15 protein-coding genes and 1 pseudogene are annotated in these 15,553 nt (G+C 45.4%); 5 read left to right on the top strand and 11 right to left on the bottom strand.

What is annotated here, in order from left to right:
* Nucleotide 1: 1 nt before the first annotated feature.
* The 3 genes from AB4484_RS24350 to nirB form a co-directional block, all read right to left on the bottom strand.
* Nucleotides 2-1,471, bottom strand: a complete 1,470-nt coding sequence (locus AB4484_RS24350) for a NarK family nitrate/nitrite MFS transporter (RefSeq protein WP_017060867.1) — start codon at nucleotides 1,469-1,471, stop codon at nucleotides 2-4.
* 142 nt (nucleotides 1,472-1,613) lie between these two features.
* Nucleotides 1,614-1,958 (bottom strand): nitrite reductase small subunit NirD, encoded by a 345-nt coding sequence (gene nirD, locus AB4484_RS24345; protein WP_012600889.1) that lies wholly within the window; start codon nucleotides 1,956-1,958, stop codon nucleotides 1,614-1,616.
* Nucleotides 1,959-2,025: 67 nt separating this feature from the next.
* Nucleotides 2,026-4,608, bottom strand: coding sequence for a nitrite reductase large subunit NirB (gene nirB / locus AB4484_RS24340; RefSeq protein ID WP_372080793.1), 2,583 nt, complete (start codon nucleotides 4,606-4,608; stop codon nucleotides 2,026-2,028).
* A 472-nt stretch (nucleotides 4,609-5,080) separates the two neighbouring features.
* Here nirB and AB4484_RS24335 point away from each other — a divergent pair, with 472 nt between their 5' ends.
* Entirely contained in the window at nucleotides 5,081-7,663 is a 2,583-nt protein-coding gene (locus tag AB4484_RS24335; protein ID WP_372080792.1) for a molybdopterin oxidoreductase family protein, read from the top strand.
* A gap of 710 nt (nucleotides 7,664-8,373) precedes the next feature.
* Here the strand turns inward: AB4484_RS24335 and AB4484_RS24330 are convergent.
* The 8 genes from AB4484_RS24330 to AB4484_RS24295 all read right to left on the bottom strand — a co-directional run bounded on the left by AB4484_RS24330 (nucleotide 8,374) and on the right by AB4484_RS24295 (nucleotide 12,347).
* Nucleotides 8,374-8,691, bottom strand: a complete 318-nt coding sequence (locus tag AB4484_RS24330; protein WP_372080808.1) for a HigA family addiction module antitoxin — start codon at nucleotides 8,689-8,691, stop codon at nucleotides 8,374-8,376.
* 117 nt (nucleotides 8,692-8,808) lie between these two features.
* Nucleotides 8,809-9,204 (bottom strand): hypothetical protein, encoded by a 396-nt coding sequence (locus AB4484_RS24325; protein ID WP_372080791.1) that lies wholly within the window; start codon nucleotides 9,202-9,204, stop codon nucleotides 8,809-8,811.
* A 9-nt stretch (nucleotides 9,205-9,213) separates the two neighbouring features.
* Nucleotides 9,214-9,348, bottom strand: coding sequence for a hypothetical protein (locus tag AB4484_RS24320; RefSeq protein WP_372080790.1), 135 nt, complete (start codon nucleotides 9,346-9,348; stop codon nucleotides 9,214-9,216).
* Nucleotides 9,338-10,195 (bottom strand): hypothetical protein, encoded by an 858-nt coding sequence (locus AB4484_RS24315; protein WP_372080789.1) that lies wholly within the window; start codon nucleotides 10,193-10,195, stop codon nucleotides 9,338-9,340. The genes AB4484_RS24320 and AB4484_RS24315 overlap by 11 nt, the downstream gene beginning before the upstream one ends.
* Nucleotides 10,196-10,217: 22 nt before the next feature.
* Entirely contained in the window at nucleotides 10,218-10,871 is a 654-nt protein-coding gene (locus AB4484_RS24310) for a YkgJ family cysteine cluster protein (protein ID WP_372080787.1), read from the bottom strand.
* A 2-nt stretch (nucleotides 10,872-10,873) separates the two neighbouring features.
* Nucleotides 10,874-11,248 (bottom strand): hypothetical protein, encoded by a 375-nt coding sequence (locus AB4484_RS24305; protein WP_372080785.1) that lies wholly within the window; start codon nucleotides 11,246-11,248, stop codon nucleotides 10,874-10,876.
* A complete protein-coding gene (locus tag AB4484_RS24300) occupies nucleotides 11,238-11,867 on the bottom strand; it encodes a hypothetical protein (RefSeq protein ID WP_372080783.1) in 630 nt (209 codons plus the stop codon). The genes AB4484_RS24305 and AB4484_RS24300 overlap by 11 nt, the downstream gene beginning before the upstream one ends.
* Nucleotides 11,868-11,939: 72 nt before the next feature.
* Nucleotides 11,940-12,347: a hypothetical protein gene (locus tag AB4484_RS24295; RefSeq protein WP_372080781.1), complete on the bottom strand. Its 408-nt coding sequence runs from the start codon at nucleotides 12,345-12,347 to the stop codon at nucleotides 11,940-11,942.
* Between the two features lie 209 nt (nucleotides 12,348-12,556).
* On the opposite strand from AB4484_RS24295, the pseudogene AB4484_RS24290 reads away from it, so the two are divergent.
* From AB4484_RS24290 to AB4484_RS24275, 4 genes and pseudogenes are all read left to right on the top strand, one after another.
* A pseudogene (locus AB4484_RS24290) lies at nucleotides 12,557-12,853 on the top strand (nitrate reductase); the annotation flags it as partial.
* A 341-nt stretch (nucleotides 12,854-13,194) separates the two neighbouring features.
* Nucleotides 13,195-13,683, top strand: a complete 489-nt coding sequence (locus AB4484_RS24285) for a hypothetical protein (RefSeq protein WP_048612027.1) — start codon at nucleotides 13,195-13,197, stop codon at nucleotides 13,681-13,683.
* 86 nt (nucleotides 13,684-13,769) lie between these two features.
* A protein-coding gene (locus AB4484_RS24280) for an IS3 family transposase (RefSeq protein WP_372080779.1) occupies nucleotides 13,770-14,950 on the top strand; the annotation gives its coding sequence in 2 pieces (ribosomal slippage) (nucleotides 13,770-14,055 and nucleotides 14,055-14,950; 1,182 coding nt in all).
* Nucleotides 14,951-15,213: 263 nt separating this feature from the next.
* Nucleotides 15,214-15,501, top strand: a complete 288-nt coding sequence (locus AB4484_RS24275) for a hypothetical protein (protein WP_372080777.1) — start codon at nucleotides 15,214-15,216, stop codon at nucleotides 15,499-15,501.
* Nucleotides 15,502-15,553: the final 52 nt, after the last annotated feature.

Genomic DNA, 15,553 nt, shown 5'->3' with positions numbered 1-15,553 from the left:
ACTAGCTTGAAACATTAATCAGCGTGACACTGCCATCGTCGTTTACTTCGGCGATTTGACCGTTAGGCTCTTCCATGAACAGTAGAGTCACAAAGCCAAGCACCGCTGTTGCAGCAATCACTAAGAAGAACGTTTGGTAGCTCACGAATGACAACACAGTTAGGTAAACTACCGCACCCACGTTACCGTAAGCCCCCGTCATACCTGCAATCTGACCTGTCATACGACGCTTGATTAGAGGAACCGTTGCGAATACCGCACCTTCACCCGCTTGCACGAAGAAAGAACACGCCATCGCCGCGACAACCGCTAGCCATACCGGCCATGTGCTGTCTACTTGACCCATTGCAAAGTAACCCACAGCAAGACCAATCGTTAGAATAAGCAGTGTTGGTTTACGACCGAATTTATCTGAAATCCAACCACCACCTGGGCGAGACATTAGGTTCATAAAGGCATAAGCCGATGCAACCATACCTGCAAGAACCGGTGTTAATTCAAAGGTTTCAGAGAAGAACAGTGGCAGCATTGAAACCACAGCTAGTTCAGAACCAAATGTTGCGAAGTACAATACGTTAAGTACCGCAACTTGCTTGAACTTGTACTGGTGAATCTCTGGTACTTCTTCTTTAAATACGTTCTTGTTTACTTTCCAAACTTGCGACACTTCGTACACGTAAAGTGCTGCTAAACCTGCATACACAGAGTAAACCGCCATGTCAGACAACATGTTGATGTTGCTTGGTGATAGCTTCCAAGTCAGTAGCGCTAAAGCGGCATACATAGGGATCTTCATAATAAGTAGGAAGAAAAAGTCACCCTTTGATGTCACTTCCATTGCTGTTACTTGAGCAGGCTTGAAGTAAGTTGAACCTTTTGGTGTATCTGATACGTTTTTGTAGAAGATAAACGAGAACGCTAAGCTCATTACGCCAGTAATACCAACCGCATAACGCCAGCCGTCTTCACCACCAAACGCTAGAGCGAGAGTTGGAAGTGTGAACGCCGCTGCTGCTGAACCGAAGTTACCCCAGCCGCCGTAAATACCTTCTGCAGTACCCAGTTCATTGTGTGGGAACCATTCAGACACAAGACGAATACCGACAACGAAACCTGCACCAATGAAGCCCAGTAGGAAACGAGCGATTGCTGCTTGAATGAAAGAGTCTGCCAGAGCAAACATGAAACAAGGGATAGAACAGACCGCGAGTAGCGAAGAGTAGACCAACCTTGGGCCGTATCTATCGGTTAGCATGCCTATTGCGACACGTGCCGGAATGGTCAATGCAACGTTGAGGATCAGGAGGGTTTTGATCTCTTCAGTAGAAAGACCAAGCGTGGTTTTTACCATTTGCAGTAGTGGGGCAAAGTTGAACCACACAACAAAGGTAATGAAAAAGGCCATCCAGCTTAGGTGTAAGACCTTCATCTTACCCGTAAATGAAAGCAGCGAAAATTTAGTGTTATCCATGGTTTAAATCCTTTAAATCTGGAAAATTACCCGGTTTGTGCATCTGCGTTACTTCCGAACTTCGAACGCTTTAATGTGCATAAACCCTGTGCCGAAATTGCGCACGCCAATAAGCGTTTGCATCATGGTGTCGGCGTTTTAGTTAACTGGCGATAGCAAGTGGTGCGAGAACTTGAACTTGTTCTCCTTGCTTGCGAACTTCAAATTTCACGAGCTTGAGCTCAGGCTGTTCAAGACATTCGCCAGTTTCTAAGTGGTAATGCTGCTTGTATAAGGGTGAGGCCACATAAGGTTCTCCGCTTAATGAACCAATTATACCACGTGACATCACATTCGCCTTGCCGATAGGGTCGTAATTAGAGAGCCCATAAAGCGTGTCGCTGCGCTTGCAGTAAAAAATAGCCACTTGGTTATCGTCTACTTTGGCGCAAATTCCCCCGTTTGGGGTTAGATCGCTGGTGCTGCATACGGTTGTCCAATTTTCCATGACTTTCTCCTAGTCTAAAATTGAGTTTTTATTTTTTTGTTGATGAACCTGATGAACCTGATGAAATTTATGAAACCTCAGTCACTTCGATTTGGTCTGCTTTAGCGAGCTTTTCATCGCGTTTTGAATTCGAAGCATCACTCAAGCTTGGTTTAGGAAAACGTTGCTCTCGCTCTTTGATGAAAGAGAGGCTAGTGTCCATTTCTTCACTGTTGATGTAGTGCTGGAAGCGCTTCATCTTCTCAGGGTTTTCAATGGTGGTTTTCCATTCACACTGGTACTTCTCGATGTTGAGTGCGATGTCCGCTTCGAGTTCTTCAGCTACGTTGAGCTTGTCTTCAATCACGACTTGTTTGAGGTATTCAATGCCGCCTTCGAGGTTCTCCATCCATACCGATGTACGCTGTAGGCGGTCTGCGGTACGTGTGTAGAACATCAAAACGCGGTCGATGTATTTAAGGAGTGTGGTTTCGTCCAAATCAGTGGCGAATAGGTCTGCATGGCGAGGGCGCATACCGCCGTTACCACAGATGTAAAGGTTCCAACCTTTGTCGGTGGCGATAACACCAATGTCTTTCGATTGGGCTTCTGCACATTCACGAGTACAGCCTGAAACCGCAAACTTGATCTTGTGTGGTGAACGTAGGCCTTTGTAGCGGTTCTCAAGTCGAATCGCTAAGCCAACACTGTCGTCGACACCGTATCGACACCAAGTGCTACCGACACACGATTTCACGGTACGAACCGATTTACCGTAGGCGTGGCCCGTTTCAAAACCTGCATCAATCAGCTTTTTCCAGATGATAGGCAGTTCGTTAAGCTGTGCGCCAAACAAGTCGACACGCTGACCACCCGTGATTTTGGTGTAGAGGTCGAACTCTTTAGCGACTTCACCGAGCACGATCAATTTATCTGGAGTAATTTCACCGCCAGCAATACGCGGAACCACCGAGTAAGTGCCGTCTTTTTGCATGTTGCCAAGGTAGATGTCGTTGGTGTCTTGCAGTTCGATGTGTTGATCTTCAAGGATGTAATCGTTCCAGTACGAAGCCAGAATCGAACCGACTGCCGGTTTACACACAGTACAACCCAATCCGTTGCCGTGAGAATCTAACAGCTCATCGAAGGTCTTGATTTTGTTGACGCGGATGATGTCGGTAAGCTCTTGACGAGAATAAGCAAAGTGCTCACAGATATCGTTAGAGACTTCCACACCCAAGTTACTCAGCTCACTATCGAGAACCTGTTTCGCAAGGGCAGAACAACCTCCACAACCAGTCGAGGCGTTAGTGATTTCTTTCAGTGCAGCCATCGTGGTGCACCCAGCTGAAACGGCCTCTTTAATATCGCCTTTGGTCACATCAAAACATGAACAGATCACAGCGCTATCAGGCAGAGCTTCAACACCCATTGCCGAACCAGAATCATCGGCCACGTTAGGTAAAATCAACACCGATGGGTTTTCAGGAAGGGGCATATCGTTTTGCTTGATTTGCAGTAGCGAACCATACGCTTCTGCATCCCCCACTAACACAGCACCAACAATCTTTGTGCCGTCAGCCGAAATGATCAGGCGCTTATAAACTTGTTCGATTTCATCGTTGTAGGTATACGATTGAGCACCTTCTGTCTTGCCGTGTACTTCACCAATACTGGCCACATCGACGCCAAGCAATTTGAGTTTGGTGCTCATGTCAGCGCCTGTAAATGCTGCGTCGTCCGTACCGCCGGAGACAATATGCGAAGCCGCGATTTTTGCCATCGAATAACCGGGCGCCACTAAACCGAAGATCTTGTTGTCCCAAAGGGCACATTCACCAATCGCGTAGACGTTGTCGATATTGGTTTGACAGTGATTGTTGATCACAATACCGCCACGCTCGCCAATCTCGACATCAGAGCTTCTTGCTAGCTCATCTTGAGGGCGAATACCGGCAGAGAATACGATCATATCGGTTTCTAAATGGGTGCCATCGGCGAAGTTCATACGGTAACGAGCGTTTTCACCGTCGACTATTTCAGAGGTCGCTTTCTCGGTATGAACCTGCACACCAAGGTCTTCAATTTTTCTGCGCAGTAGGGCACCGCCACCGTCATCTAATTGAACGGCCATTAGGCGAGGCGCGAATTCAACCACATGGGTTTCTAAGCCAAGGTTTTTGACTGCGTTTGCGGCTTCTAAGCCAAGCAGACCACCACCAATCACCACGCCAGATTTGCTGCCTTTGCTTGAAAGCTCGATGGCGTCTAAGTCTTCGATGGTGCGATAAACGTGACAGTGTTCTTGGTCGTTACCGGGAATAGGGGGAACAAAAGGGAAAGAGCCTGTCGCCAAGATTAGCTTGTCGTAACTTTCAACATGACCACTTTCTGTGATGACTTGTTGATTGGCGGTGTCTAGCTTGGCAACCTTCTGGTTCAACAAGTAGTTCACACCGTTGCTTTGGTAATACTCTTCACTGGTCAATGACAGGTCATCAGCGCTTTTACCATTAAAGTAAGCCGTTAGCTGAACACGGTCGTAGGCCAGCCTTGGTTCTTCACTGAAAGTAATCACATCAAATTCATCACTGTCTGATTGCAGGATGTTGTCGATAAATTTGTGTCCAACCATGCCGTTACCAACAACGACGATTTTCTTCTTGCTCATAATCCATTCCTTATTCTCGGCGTCACCATCACTAGCATCTAATTTCTAGTCGTTAGCAGATGAATACCGGGTTGAGATTCCACTCAATTCATAATCATCAAGAAAAACAAAAATGTTTTTTCTAAGTCTTGGTTTTTAGTGGAGCAAGGAGGGTGCCAGATTACGGTTCGTTCATTTAAATAAAAATTAACTTATAATTTTCAGTAATTTAAAAAGTAGGGGTAGCACGCAATTACCCCTAAAGTGGTATGTAAAATTTTTGTTAGATTTATATAAATGAGCATTTGTGGTGCAACTTTCCGCAAGATGGTGCAAAAATTAAGTTTCTACCTTGGTTAAGTTCTAATTGGTTCGTTGTTGATATTTGTGTTTTTATTAAGCTTTTGTTTTTAAATGAAATTATTTGCCATTCATCAGCTGCTATTAAGTGGCGTGTTATTTGCTTGGTTTCAGTTATTACAATTATGGATAATTGAGCGAGAAACGGATGACCGATTCAAACAGCGGCTGGATAAAATCGACCTGTGCTTATTGTGGTGTAGGGTGTGGAATAGAAGCGAGACCGACATCGCTAGGGAAACTAGAAGTACGTGGTGATAAAGATCATCCATCAAACTATGGAAAGCTTTGTACTAAAGGGATCGCGCTTGGCGACACCGTCACGCCTTTAGGTCGTCTTACACAGCCTGCTCATATTCAGAATGAGCAAAAACAAGAGCTAGATTGGAACAGTGCCACTCAGTTGGTCGCAGACAAATTTAATCAAACCATCGAAGAATATGGGGCCGATTCGGTTGCGTTCTATGTGTCTGGTCAGCTGCTCACCGAAGACTACTATGTTGCCAATAAACTGATGAAAGGCTTCATCGGCAGTGGCAACATCGACAGTAATTCTAGGCTATGTATGGCTTCAACTGTGGTTGGGCATAAGCGTGCATTTGGCGCAGACACAGTACCGGTTTGCTATGAAGATCTGGAGCAAGCTGATCTGGTCGTGATTACAGGCTCGAACCTAGCATGGTGTCACCCGGTACTTTTCCAAAGATTAAGAGCCGCGAAACAAGCCAACCCTGAATTGAAAGTTATCGTCATCGACCCGCGTTATACCGACACCTGTGAAATCGCAGACATTCACTTGGCATTGGAATCAGGCTCAGACGTCGCGTTGTTCAATGGTCTATTAGGTTACCTCGATGATAACGACAAGCTAGATTCAGACTACATAGAACACCACACTCAAGGCTTTACTGAATCGATTCGTTCTGCAACTCAATATCGCTATACCGAATCAGGCTGGGGCGACAAAAGCGTCCCTGAGCTCACAGGGTTAACAGAGCAGCAGCTAAAACAGTTCTACAGTTTGTTTGCATCGAATGAGAAGGTGCTGACCATTTATTCTCAAGGCGTGAACCAATCCACACAAGGGTGTGACAAGGTGAATGCCATTATTAACTGCCATCTAGCGACCGGGAAAATTGGCAAACCGGGCATGGGGCCATTCTCTGTAACGGGCCAGCCAAACGCGATGGGCGGGCGTGAGGTGGGCGGTTTAGCCAATACCTTAGCGGCGCACTTTGAATTTGGTGATCCGCAATCACACAAAACGGTGAGCGAGTTCTGGCAAACCGACAGCTTAGCCACACATGCGGGTTTAAAAGCGATTGACCTGTTTGATTCCATGAACGACGGTAAAATCAAAGCGGTGTGGATTATGGCAACCAACCCTGTTGTGAGCCTGCCTGATAGCGAAAAGATCAAAGCGGCATTAGAGAAGTGCCCATTTGTGGTGGTGTCTGATTGTATTGCCGATACTGAAACCACTCGCTTGGCCGATGTGGTGCTGCCAGCACAAGGGTGGAGCGAGAAATCGGGCACCGTAACCAACTCTGAGCGCCGAATCTCACGCCAGCGCCGTGTGTTACCAAGCCCAGGGGAAGCCAAACCCGATTGGTGGATATTAAAAGAAGTGGCACAAAAAATGGGATTCAACGAGCAGTTCGAGTTCCGCCACGAAGGTGAGATCTTCAAAGAATATTGCGAGATGACAGCGCTCGGCAATGAAACAGGTAAAGCGCGTGACTTGTGCTTAATTGGACTCACGCAACTGGATGAGCAAGGTTATGGCGAACTCACTCCACAGCAATGGCCAGTATTAGAGTATCAACCAGAGATCATTGAGCAACGCATGTTCACCAATGGCGAGTTCTTCACAGAATCTGGCAAAGCGCAGTTTATTGCAGTCGAGCACGACAAGCCGATTGCCGATACTAGTGTCGAATTTCCGCTAATCATGAACACAGGGCGAATCCGAGACCAATGGCACACCATGAGCCGCACAGGCTTGGCCGCAGGCTTAGGTGAACACACCCCAGAGCCTTTTGTTGCGATGCACCCAGATACGGTTTCAGAACTGAACTTGGATGAGTTCGGGCTAGATGTTTTCAACCACGCCACTATTAATCCAGTGGTGAAAGTGCGAAGCGCACAAGGGGAATGCCAAGCGCGCTTAGTGGTGACCAAAGAGATGCGCCGCGAACAAGTCTTCATGCCTATCCACTGGAACGCACCAACCGCCAAAGACAGCAAACCGTGTGACTTGATCTTGCCTCATACCGATGCCGCATCAGGCCAACCAGAGTTCAAACATACCCCAGTGGTGGTTGAACCGTGTGGCTATCGCAGCGAAGCCGCACTGGTCAGTGACAAGGTGATGGATTGCAGCGGCTTTGATTACTGGGTGCGCCAAAGAGTGGAGGGCGGTTTTCTGTATCGCATCTCATCATCCAAGAACCCAATGGAGTTGGTGATTCAGCTTGCTAATACCCTCGATGCCTTGCCAGAACCTAACGCAGAAGCGATCAAATCACTCCATTACCACGGCAATAAATCGTTCAAGAATTACGGCTCTGCCAAGCTGGGTCAGTCTGGTGTAAAGCAAGCCTTTGTGGTGAACAGTAAGCTCGATCATCAAAGTATCGACTGGCTGGTGGAGTGCCTAACAAGAGAAGCCGATGAAGAGTTCGAAGCCGAGTTTTTGAGCACTATGGCGAAGTAGTTACTACCTCTCACTTATCCATACCTATAGTGTAAACGCCGACATGATTGTCGGCGTTTTTGTTTTTGAGTATGGAATACTGACTGATTAAACGACAAGTTCCACATATTATGCTTACACGCAGGTATGTCGTTCTGTAATTTTCAGGTAGAGGTAAGTTGATGTCTAAGTTAGCCAACGCAAGAAAACCTTCCTTATCTCATACACTGGCGAATTCAGCACTGCTTAGGAGTGACCATGTATAACCAAGGCGACCTGTACCCACACTGCGGCTTAATCATCATGCTACCTACAGATATTGAACCCAAATGCCTAGGCTGCGGCGAAGAAATCAACGAAGAAGATGACAACTAACTCACACATTGAGTCACTTTCTACATTTTGCAGAGACTATATTAAGATCAAAGAACCCCAGTGGGACGAACTATTGGGCGCTCTGCAATCATCAGGAGAGGCTACACCATTGATGAAAGAGATCATTGAGAAGTCAGAGCGAAGGCGACTACAGGCGTTAGGCTTGATGAGAGCCTAGTAGATAATCCTGACTCGAGCCATGATTTCGTGCTGCAGGTAAGCATCGTTAAAGCCGAATTAGATAGCGGGGAGACTACCTCTTTTGATTTTGGGTAGCCAAGCGCGAAGAGAAGTCAGAAATGAGCAAAATAAAGACCACCCGATGGCGGTCTTTAAGTTTTCCGCTAATCTGAGGCTTAAGCTAGCGATAGTTCAACCACCTCTTCAAAAGGCTTAATTCCTTTAGCAGTTTGCTTGGCGTTGTTCCGAGTCTCCCACAAATCAACCGCATGTTGGATGTTGAGCCAAAAGTCAGCACCATTACCAAAGGCTACTGCTAGCTTGATTACTAGTGGGGTAGTGAGCTCCGCTTTCTCAACAACAAGGTCGCTAATAACATTTCTGTGAGCACCAATCCTCTCAGCGAAAGAGGTGTTAGAGATCCCCATAGGCTCTAGGAACTCTTCCTTAAGCATTTCGCCCACTGTAACTGGTTTGCGTTTGGTACTTTTCACCGGCTTGCTGCAAGTGCCGTCTTGTTCAATGTTCCGAACGCATAGCTTCGAAACATCGATGTTGTATGTCTTCATTTTTTTAATTCTGTTCACTTAGAGTCCTTATCCGGCTATCACTCACGCACAGCGCCTTAATGCCCCCATTCTAACGGGATAACCTTCATTATCCGTGTCACGATGGATAACCCAATCGAACAGCTTAAGAGCCTCGGTCATCCTTGCTCCTGCCTCATCGCTCGGAATAACGATGTTCAAAAGCGTCAGCTTCTCACCATAGAAGTTATGCGTCTTCACCGAGCCTTTCACTAGCGTAACCTTCAAGAACTCCATGGCGCATCGATACGAACAGAACGCCAGTGTCACCTTATACCCCATAATGACCGTTGGCTTCTTTGGAGCTGGTTTTGGCGGTTGGTATCCTCTGCCAGCATCCTTCATGGACTGCCTACTCAAGCCATCAATAACCATCGAAGCGTCAGCACCTGCACCAAATACGTCTTCAAAATCTGACATAACCCCGCCTTAAATTCTCTTCACCTTATTAAGCGCTTCCTTAAAGCACATGCCGACATCGCAAAGCTTCGCGACTTCTTGTTGTTGCTCTAGGGTTAGTGATAGCAGGTCTAGACCTAGCTCTTCGCTGATATTACTTTTCATTTTTTGTCCCCTTGGCTTGCTCTAACAGTCCCATTAGTACAGTCGCAGTTTTGGTGTCATCCTTATCTAGAGCTTCTTTGATTTGCTTCTTAAGGACGGCTACTTGCTCTTCGTTTGCTTCCGACACGCTCTCGCGAACTGTCTGCCTAATGCTTTCTTCTTTGGCAATTTTCGCCACCAATCGCTCTTCAGACTTTTCTTTTATAGCCTGTTTTTGGTCAGAGATAACCCTAGCAGCCTCTGGGGCAGCACGGTTCTTTACGAACCAGATAGAGAGAAAGAAGGCGAACACTGCAAGAATGGTAAATGTGCCTATCATCATGTTGTATTGGTTCACCTTGGATTGACTCGCTTCTCTGGCTAACTTCTCTGAAAGCTTCAGGGACTTATTAAAGTCTAAAAGCCTAACATCGTGTGATTTAAAATCAGTTGGCACATCGATGCCCTTTATGTGTGAGGTTGTGATTTTCACTGGGGCGTGAGCGCCTGAAGCCGCCATGGACGCCACAATTTTTCGCATTTCGTAGGGATATGTTTCGGAATTGGAGCTAACCGAATAATCGCCAAAGTAGAGTGAGGCGCTATTCTGGATAAGTCCTCTTCTCACTCCCTCGGCAGGCTCGCCCGTGTAGTGCATTGCCAAGGTTGATGTGCATCCTAGAACCTTATGCATCACGCCTTTGTCGTCAATTCGACAAGTGCTCCACAGCGAAGCGCTAGCATCCCCGACTTCCCAACTGATTGAGCCGCTAACGGCTTCTGTCACCGGCAGGTCTACCGGATTTTTAGCCAAGACCTGACTAGAAAACAATACACCCAACGATGCACCTAATAATAACTTGCTCATAAATATCTTCTTCGTTCGGATGTTATTTTTGCGCGATCCAATCACGCATATCAGCGACAGCAGTAATATCTCGTTCGGCTGCGGCTTGGTGTGATGCGAGTGCTACATTACCAAGCATTAAATTCCAGAATGGACTGGACGATGCTCTATGAGTGTAGTGTTCGCCAAGCGGGTCTTCACACAACTCATAATGGTCAAACGATGAGAACAAGCGGCACTGTAACGGTCTTGGCTTGTACGCCTTACACGTAGCTGTGCGAGCATCAAGCAAAGAGCAATGTTCGGTCTCTGTTGGTCTATTCGAGCCCACGCTGCTTTTCGCGCTCCAATTAATATCAAGGTCTATATCGGCTTTTGCCTCGATGTACGATATTTCGATAGCGGTCGCCTCGACAAGAATGCCAGTACAGCAATGAGCACACCCTTTTGCGCATACTGATCTTGGGTAAACTTCTTCTTGCATGTAGAGGTCGGCAACGGCATAGATTCGGCTAAGAAATTTCTCGGTGTCCACATTCTTTCCATTTAGCGAGTGAACCCAGTCGTTGAGTTTTTTCATGTCTTTTTGAACGTTGCGCTTAATCGTTCTTTTGTTGAAGTTCTCAATCCTTCTTTGCGCTTGCTTGGGCTCTAAGAACTGAGTTGGTATCTCATCTCGCTTGTTTACCTTTCTCAAAATCAATCCTCGTAGTGACCGTAAGCAGCATTTAGTTTGCCAGCAGTGGTAACTGGTGCCTCATTCGATTTAGACAAAAGCCCATGGTCAGCACCGTGCCTAATCAGCGAGCTTCTTAGAGTGTCGTTCTCGCCTTTTAAGGACGTTAGCTCTTGTTCCAACTCTGAACGAACTCGGTTGGTTGCTGTTGCTATGGACTTTGCTTTGTCGCTGTAAGCTTTGTTAGTCTCTTCTCGCTCGGCTATCAACGCTTTGACTAGCTCAACAACAAATCCACGGTTGATGTAGTTCATTGGGTTATTGATGTAGTTGATGGCTTCCCGATCTCTTTCGTTCTCGATGAGGTCTAATACGTCTCTTGCTGGATTACTTTGCATGACCTTTCCTTTTGGGTGTCTCTGCCCAAATATTGGTTAGTGCTTTTGCTTCTTCGTCTGTTAGGGCTTTGGCTACGTTGTTTCCGTTCGGTGAGGGGAATGGTTTGCCTAGCCACTCGTTCACCACCTTCTGGTCTGCTTCAGATAGTGGCTTGCGATTCTGCGGTTCAGCTGTTCTTCTTGGTAAGGGTATGCCGAACATTTCAGCAGGTTGATCTACTTCCTTTAGAACAGACTTGTTTGTCTTCTTGAAGGTCATCGTTGGCTTAGCTTCGCGTTCTTCCTCTTCTGCTTGAGCTTTCTTGTATTCCATTTGTCGCACTGACTCAGCAGCCCAAGACTCTAGGCTGTGGTTCGCCGCTTTTAGCATGGTCCTGACCCGACCAAAGAAACCTTTGCTCTTGTGTTCGTCTCTGAAGTTCTTAGGCTCGAAACGTTCCTGATACTCCTTCTTACCACCTGATGCGATGTTAAGACCAATGTTGGCATGTGGGCGTAGTGTCGCTTCAAATCTGTAAGCTTTCTCTTCAGTGTCGAACTCCTTGAACACGTACATGGTGATGTTGTCTTTGTGTTCTTCAAAGTAGTCCTGCAGTTTGTAGTTGATGTGTCCCTTCATTGCTAGTGAAGTGAAGTGAAGTGCTGCACCTTCCTGCGGTTGAAGTCCTTCGTCACGCCAATGTAACCAACGTCAACGTTGTCTACTTCTGATTTGATTACTATGTGGTAGATGTAGTGTTTCATTTCGGTTCTCTGCATGAAGCATCGTGATGAAGGTCAGACCCGCGAGTTGGGAGAGGCAGAGCCAATGGCTCTTGCTGATCTGCTTTTCTGATGTTTCTTTTAGCCAATAGTTTAGTGTTCTGTTTCGTTCCGAACTCATGCCAAGGAATGCACCGATGTCTGCTTTTGTGTAGCCACGCTTGAGAATGAGATTCACCACTTCGTTTAATACTTCTTTTGATGGCAACTCAAAGTTTGGATCTTGTGGCTGAAGAAAACATGGCAGCTCCTTGTCTATACCGTTAGCTTTACCGAACACCTTGAACATTATGTGACTGTTCGCTTCGGTCTTACTCTTCTCGATGAACTTCACCATCTTTTCTTAATAGTGGTGATCTGTAAGTTGATCTATCGATACTTCAATACTGTCTAACATGGTAATTCTCCTTGAACATGTGAGTGCGGGAACAAAAGTACCAGTTAGGACTGAAAATGATTCTTAATGAACCTTTTGGATGATAAATGAGAAAAAAAGGGCTGTTTTTTATATTTTTTTGGGGATGTTTCTGGGGGAGGTAAGTGCCAGGTTTTCTTTATCGCATCTCATCATCTAAGAACCCAATGGAGTTGGTGATTCAGCTGGCTAACACCCTCGATGCCTTACCAGAACCTAACACGGAGGCGATCAAATCACTCCATTACCACGGTAACAAATCATTTAAGAACTACGGGTCTGCCAAGCTGGGTCAATCTGGTGTAAAGCAAGCCTTCGTGGTGAACAGCAAGCTAGACCATCAAAGCATCGACTGGCTGGTGGAGTGCCTAACCCGAGAAGCCGATGAAGAGTTCGAAGCCGAGTTTTTGAGTACCATGGCGAAGTAGTTACTACCTCTCACTTATCCATACCTATAGCGTAAACGCCGACAATCATGTCGGAGCTTTTGTTTGAGAATAAGACTCTTAAGTTATGGCAACTCATAGTCTGAATTGGCTGTTCACTCACATATTGGGGAGTTTTCTGCATTTTGCCGAAACTATATGAAAAATTTCTGCTTTTCGTCATGTTTGATACGAAGATAAGTAGGTAAGATGATGTTATTAAATGAGTTATTGGGCTAAGTGCAGCGAGTCTTGGAGACTAGACAGAATTTTTTCAAGGGCAAAATGCAGAATTATTCTGTCTAATATAGCTGTTAGCATTCTAAAGGATAATATACAGTCAGATGTCGATAGAAAAAATGCATGGTGGCGCTACGCATACTGCGGAAGAATTTGTGCTAGCAGGTGTTGCCGTGTCAAAAGGCACAGAGAATAATCGTTTGGTAGCACCAACAATGGTCAATTTCGCTTTTGCGTCAGAACTGTTCTTTAAAGGGATATTGGTAGAGCAGGGTATAAACCCTGGCAGAAATCATGGTTTATGGGGGTTGTACCAACTTCTTCCTGAAGATAGGAAAAATTGGGTGCGGCGTATGTATATTTACCTCGTTGGTGATATTTCTACAGATACCTTTGAAAAAGAAATTCAGCGTTGGTCAAACTCTTTTATTGAAATTCGATATTGGCATGATGAGACATCAAAAAAACAGGCATATTTTGACTTTTCGAATTTCATTCCAAATCTAGCTATTAGTTTGTATAACGCATATGTACATTATGAAGAACTACCAGTATTTGAGTTTCCTCAGCTTAAAGGTATGCACGCCAAGTAGGCAGTCAAATGCTAACAAAGCGTTTAAGACAGATTCTGTAGTTGACCCGATCTAGTGGACACCTTCAATTGTAATTGGAGGTGTTTATGCCAGCTTATAAATCAGGTAAAAAAACTCAACAATATCTCACGGAATTTAAGGTAACTGCCGTCCGACTTTCGCTTCGAGAAGGAGCTACAGTTAAAAGCGTGGCGCTATCATTGGATATCCATCCTTATATGCTTTCTAAATGGCGAAAGGACTATAGAGAAGGGGTTATTTTGGAAGATAAACGTAAGAAAAGGACTAAGATCCCGAGTCAGAAAACTGAGTCTAGTCGGATTGCAGAGCTTGAACGTCAGAACGAACAACTTAAGCTCGAGAATGACTTGCTAAAAAAGTGGCAACGATTCGTTGCCCAAGAAAATCGACAAAATTCCGATTCATAGTCCATCACAAAACGCGTTATTCCATTGTATTGATGTGTCGTTTTTTATCTGTTTCTAAGTCGGGTTATTACGCATGGCTTGATAGAGAGCCAAGCCGCTACGATCAAGAAGAGCAGGCTTTGAAGAAGCGGATAACTAAAGTGTTTACCCAGAGTCGAGAGACTTACGGCAGCCCACGAGTTCATGCAGAGCTGAGGCGGCAAGGAGTTTTGGTTAGCCGCAAGCGTGTGGCTCGGATCATGAGAGAGCAAGGGCTAAGAGCGCGAAGTTATCGCATTTACATGAAAATGGCCAAGCTACATCGGTTCTATCAATCGATTAAGAATATTAAAAAAGACACACCAAAACCAACGGCAGTTAATCAACAATGGTCTGGAGATCTAACGTATATAAAGCAAGGTAAACGTTGGATGTACCTAGCGGTCGTTATCGATCTTTACTCGCGTAAAATCGTCGGTTGGTCGCTTGGTAGTAAGAAGAGTACACAGCTAACGATGAGTTCGTTGAGAATGGCAATTAGAAATCGAAAGCCACAAGAGCGCTTATTGTTTCATACCGACAGAGGCTCTGAATATCGAGCCCATGAAGTTCAAGCTTTATTATCAAAAAATGGAATTGTCCCAAGTATGAATCGTCCAGGTCATTGCACTGATAATGCGGAGGTGGAGTCGTTCTTCCATACGCTCAAAGGCGACATAATTAGGAAAAATAGTTTTAAAAGTGAGAAGCAGCTTAGAGATAAACTTGCCGGTTATATCCAGCATTTTTATAACCGTTATAGACTGCACTCAAGTCTTGGATATCGAACCCCGCATGAATATGAAGGAGCGACGGGTTAAAGATAATAGGGTGTCCATTTTATCGGGTGAAGATCATTCCCAACGCATGGCATTTTTAGTGCTATCGTTGGGTTTTGTGTTTACGGTGGTATGGTTAGGTTTCGTGGTGGCGTTGCTCACTACTTAACGCGGCGTTATGTATCTGATACCGTATCTGAAAAGTTAGTCTTGATTTTCTGTATATACAAGGTATATACTTCGTTTTGTTGTATATACAATGTATATATTCAAAGCTTTTAACTAGAACTAAAAAGGAGGTAGCTTTGTCTTTAGAAGATACAGTCCCTCAGAGTATTAAGGCTAAGCTTAAAGTAAAGCACAGTGTTAGTATCTCTGAGGTTGAAGAGTGTTTTTCGAACCGAGAAAAAGGTTTTTTAGAAGATACTCGCGAGCAGCACAAAACGAACCCTGCGACACAATGGTTCATTGCAGAAACAGATTATGGGCGAAAGCTAAAGGTAGTTTTCATTGAGTTCCCCGACCGTATTGAACTCAAAACGGCATATGCGCCGAATGAAGTTGAGTTAGAGATTTATGAGAAGCACGCCTGAGGGCGTGCTCATCAAGAAGACAGAGATACTCTTTAAAAGTTAAAAGTTAAAA

Origin of the sequence: Vibrio sp. 10N.261.46.A3, assembly GCF_041472995.1 — a bacterium.
GTDB classification, from domain to species: domain Bacteria; phylum Pseudomonadota; class Gammaproteobacteria; order Enterobacterales; family Vibrionaceae; genus Vibrio; species Vibrio coralliirubri.
This window is presented reverse-complemented; position numbering and strand designations above follow the sequence as displayed.

Coding starts and splice junctions, on each gene's coding strand:
- AB4484_RS24315 (WP_372080789.1), bottom strand. CDS start 10,195: ATGAGCAAGTTATTATTAGGTGCATCGTTGGGTGTATTGTTTTCTAGT.
- AB4484_RS24285 (WP_048612027.1), top strand. CDS start 13,195: ATGTCGATAGAAAAAATGCATGGTGGCGCTACGCATACTGCGGAAGAA.
- AB4484_RS24350 (WP_017060867.1), bottom strand. CDS start 1,471: ATGGATAACACTAAATTTTCGCTGCTTTCATTTACGGGTAAGATGAAG.
- AB4484_RS24325 (WP_372080791.1), bottom strand. CDS start 9,204: ATGTCAGATTTTGAAGACGTATTTGGTGCAGGTGCTGACGCTTCGATG.
- AB4484_RS24295 (WP_372080781.1), bottom strand. CDS start 12,347: ATGGTGAAGTTCATCGAGAAGAGTAAGACCGAAGCGAACAGTCACATA.
- nirB (WP_372080793.1), bottom strand. CDS start 4,608: ATGAGCAAGAAGAAAATCGTCGTTGTTGGTAACGGCATGGTTGGACAC.
- AB4484_RS24300 (WP_372080783.1), bottom strand. CDS start 11,867: ATGAAGGGACACATCAACTACAAACTGCAGGACTACTTTGAAGAACAC.
- nirD (WP_012600889.1), bottom strand. CDS start 1,958: ATGGAAAATTGGACAACCGTATGCAGCACCAGCGATCTAACCCCAAAC.
- AB4484_RS24305 (WP_372080785.1), bottom strand. CDS start 11,248: ATGCAAAGTAATCCAGCAAGAGACGTATTAGACCTCATCGAGAACGAA.
- AB4484_RS24320 (WP_372080790.1), bottom strand. CDS start 9,348: ATGAAAAGTAATATCAGCGAAGAGCTAGGTCTAGACCTGCTATCACTA.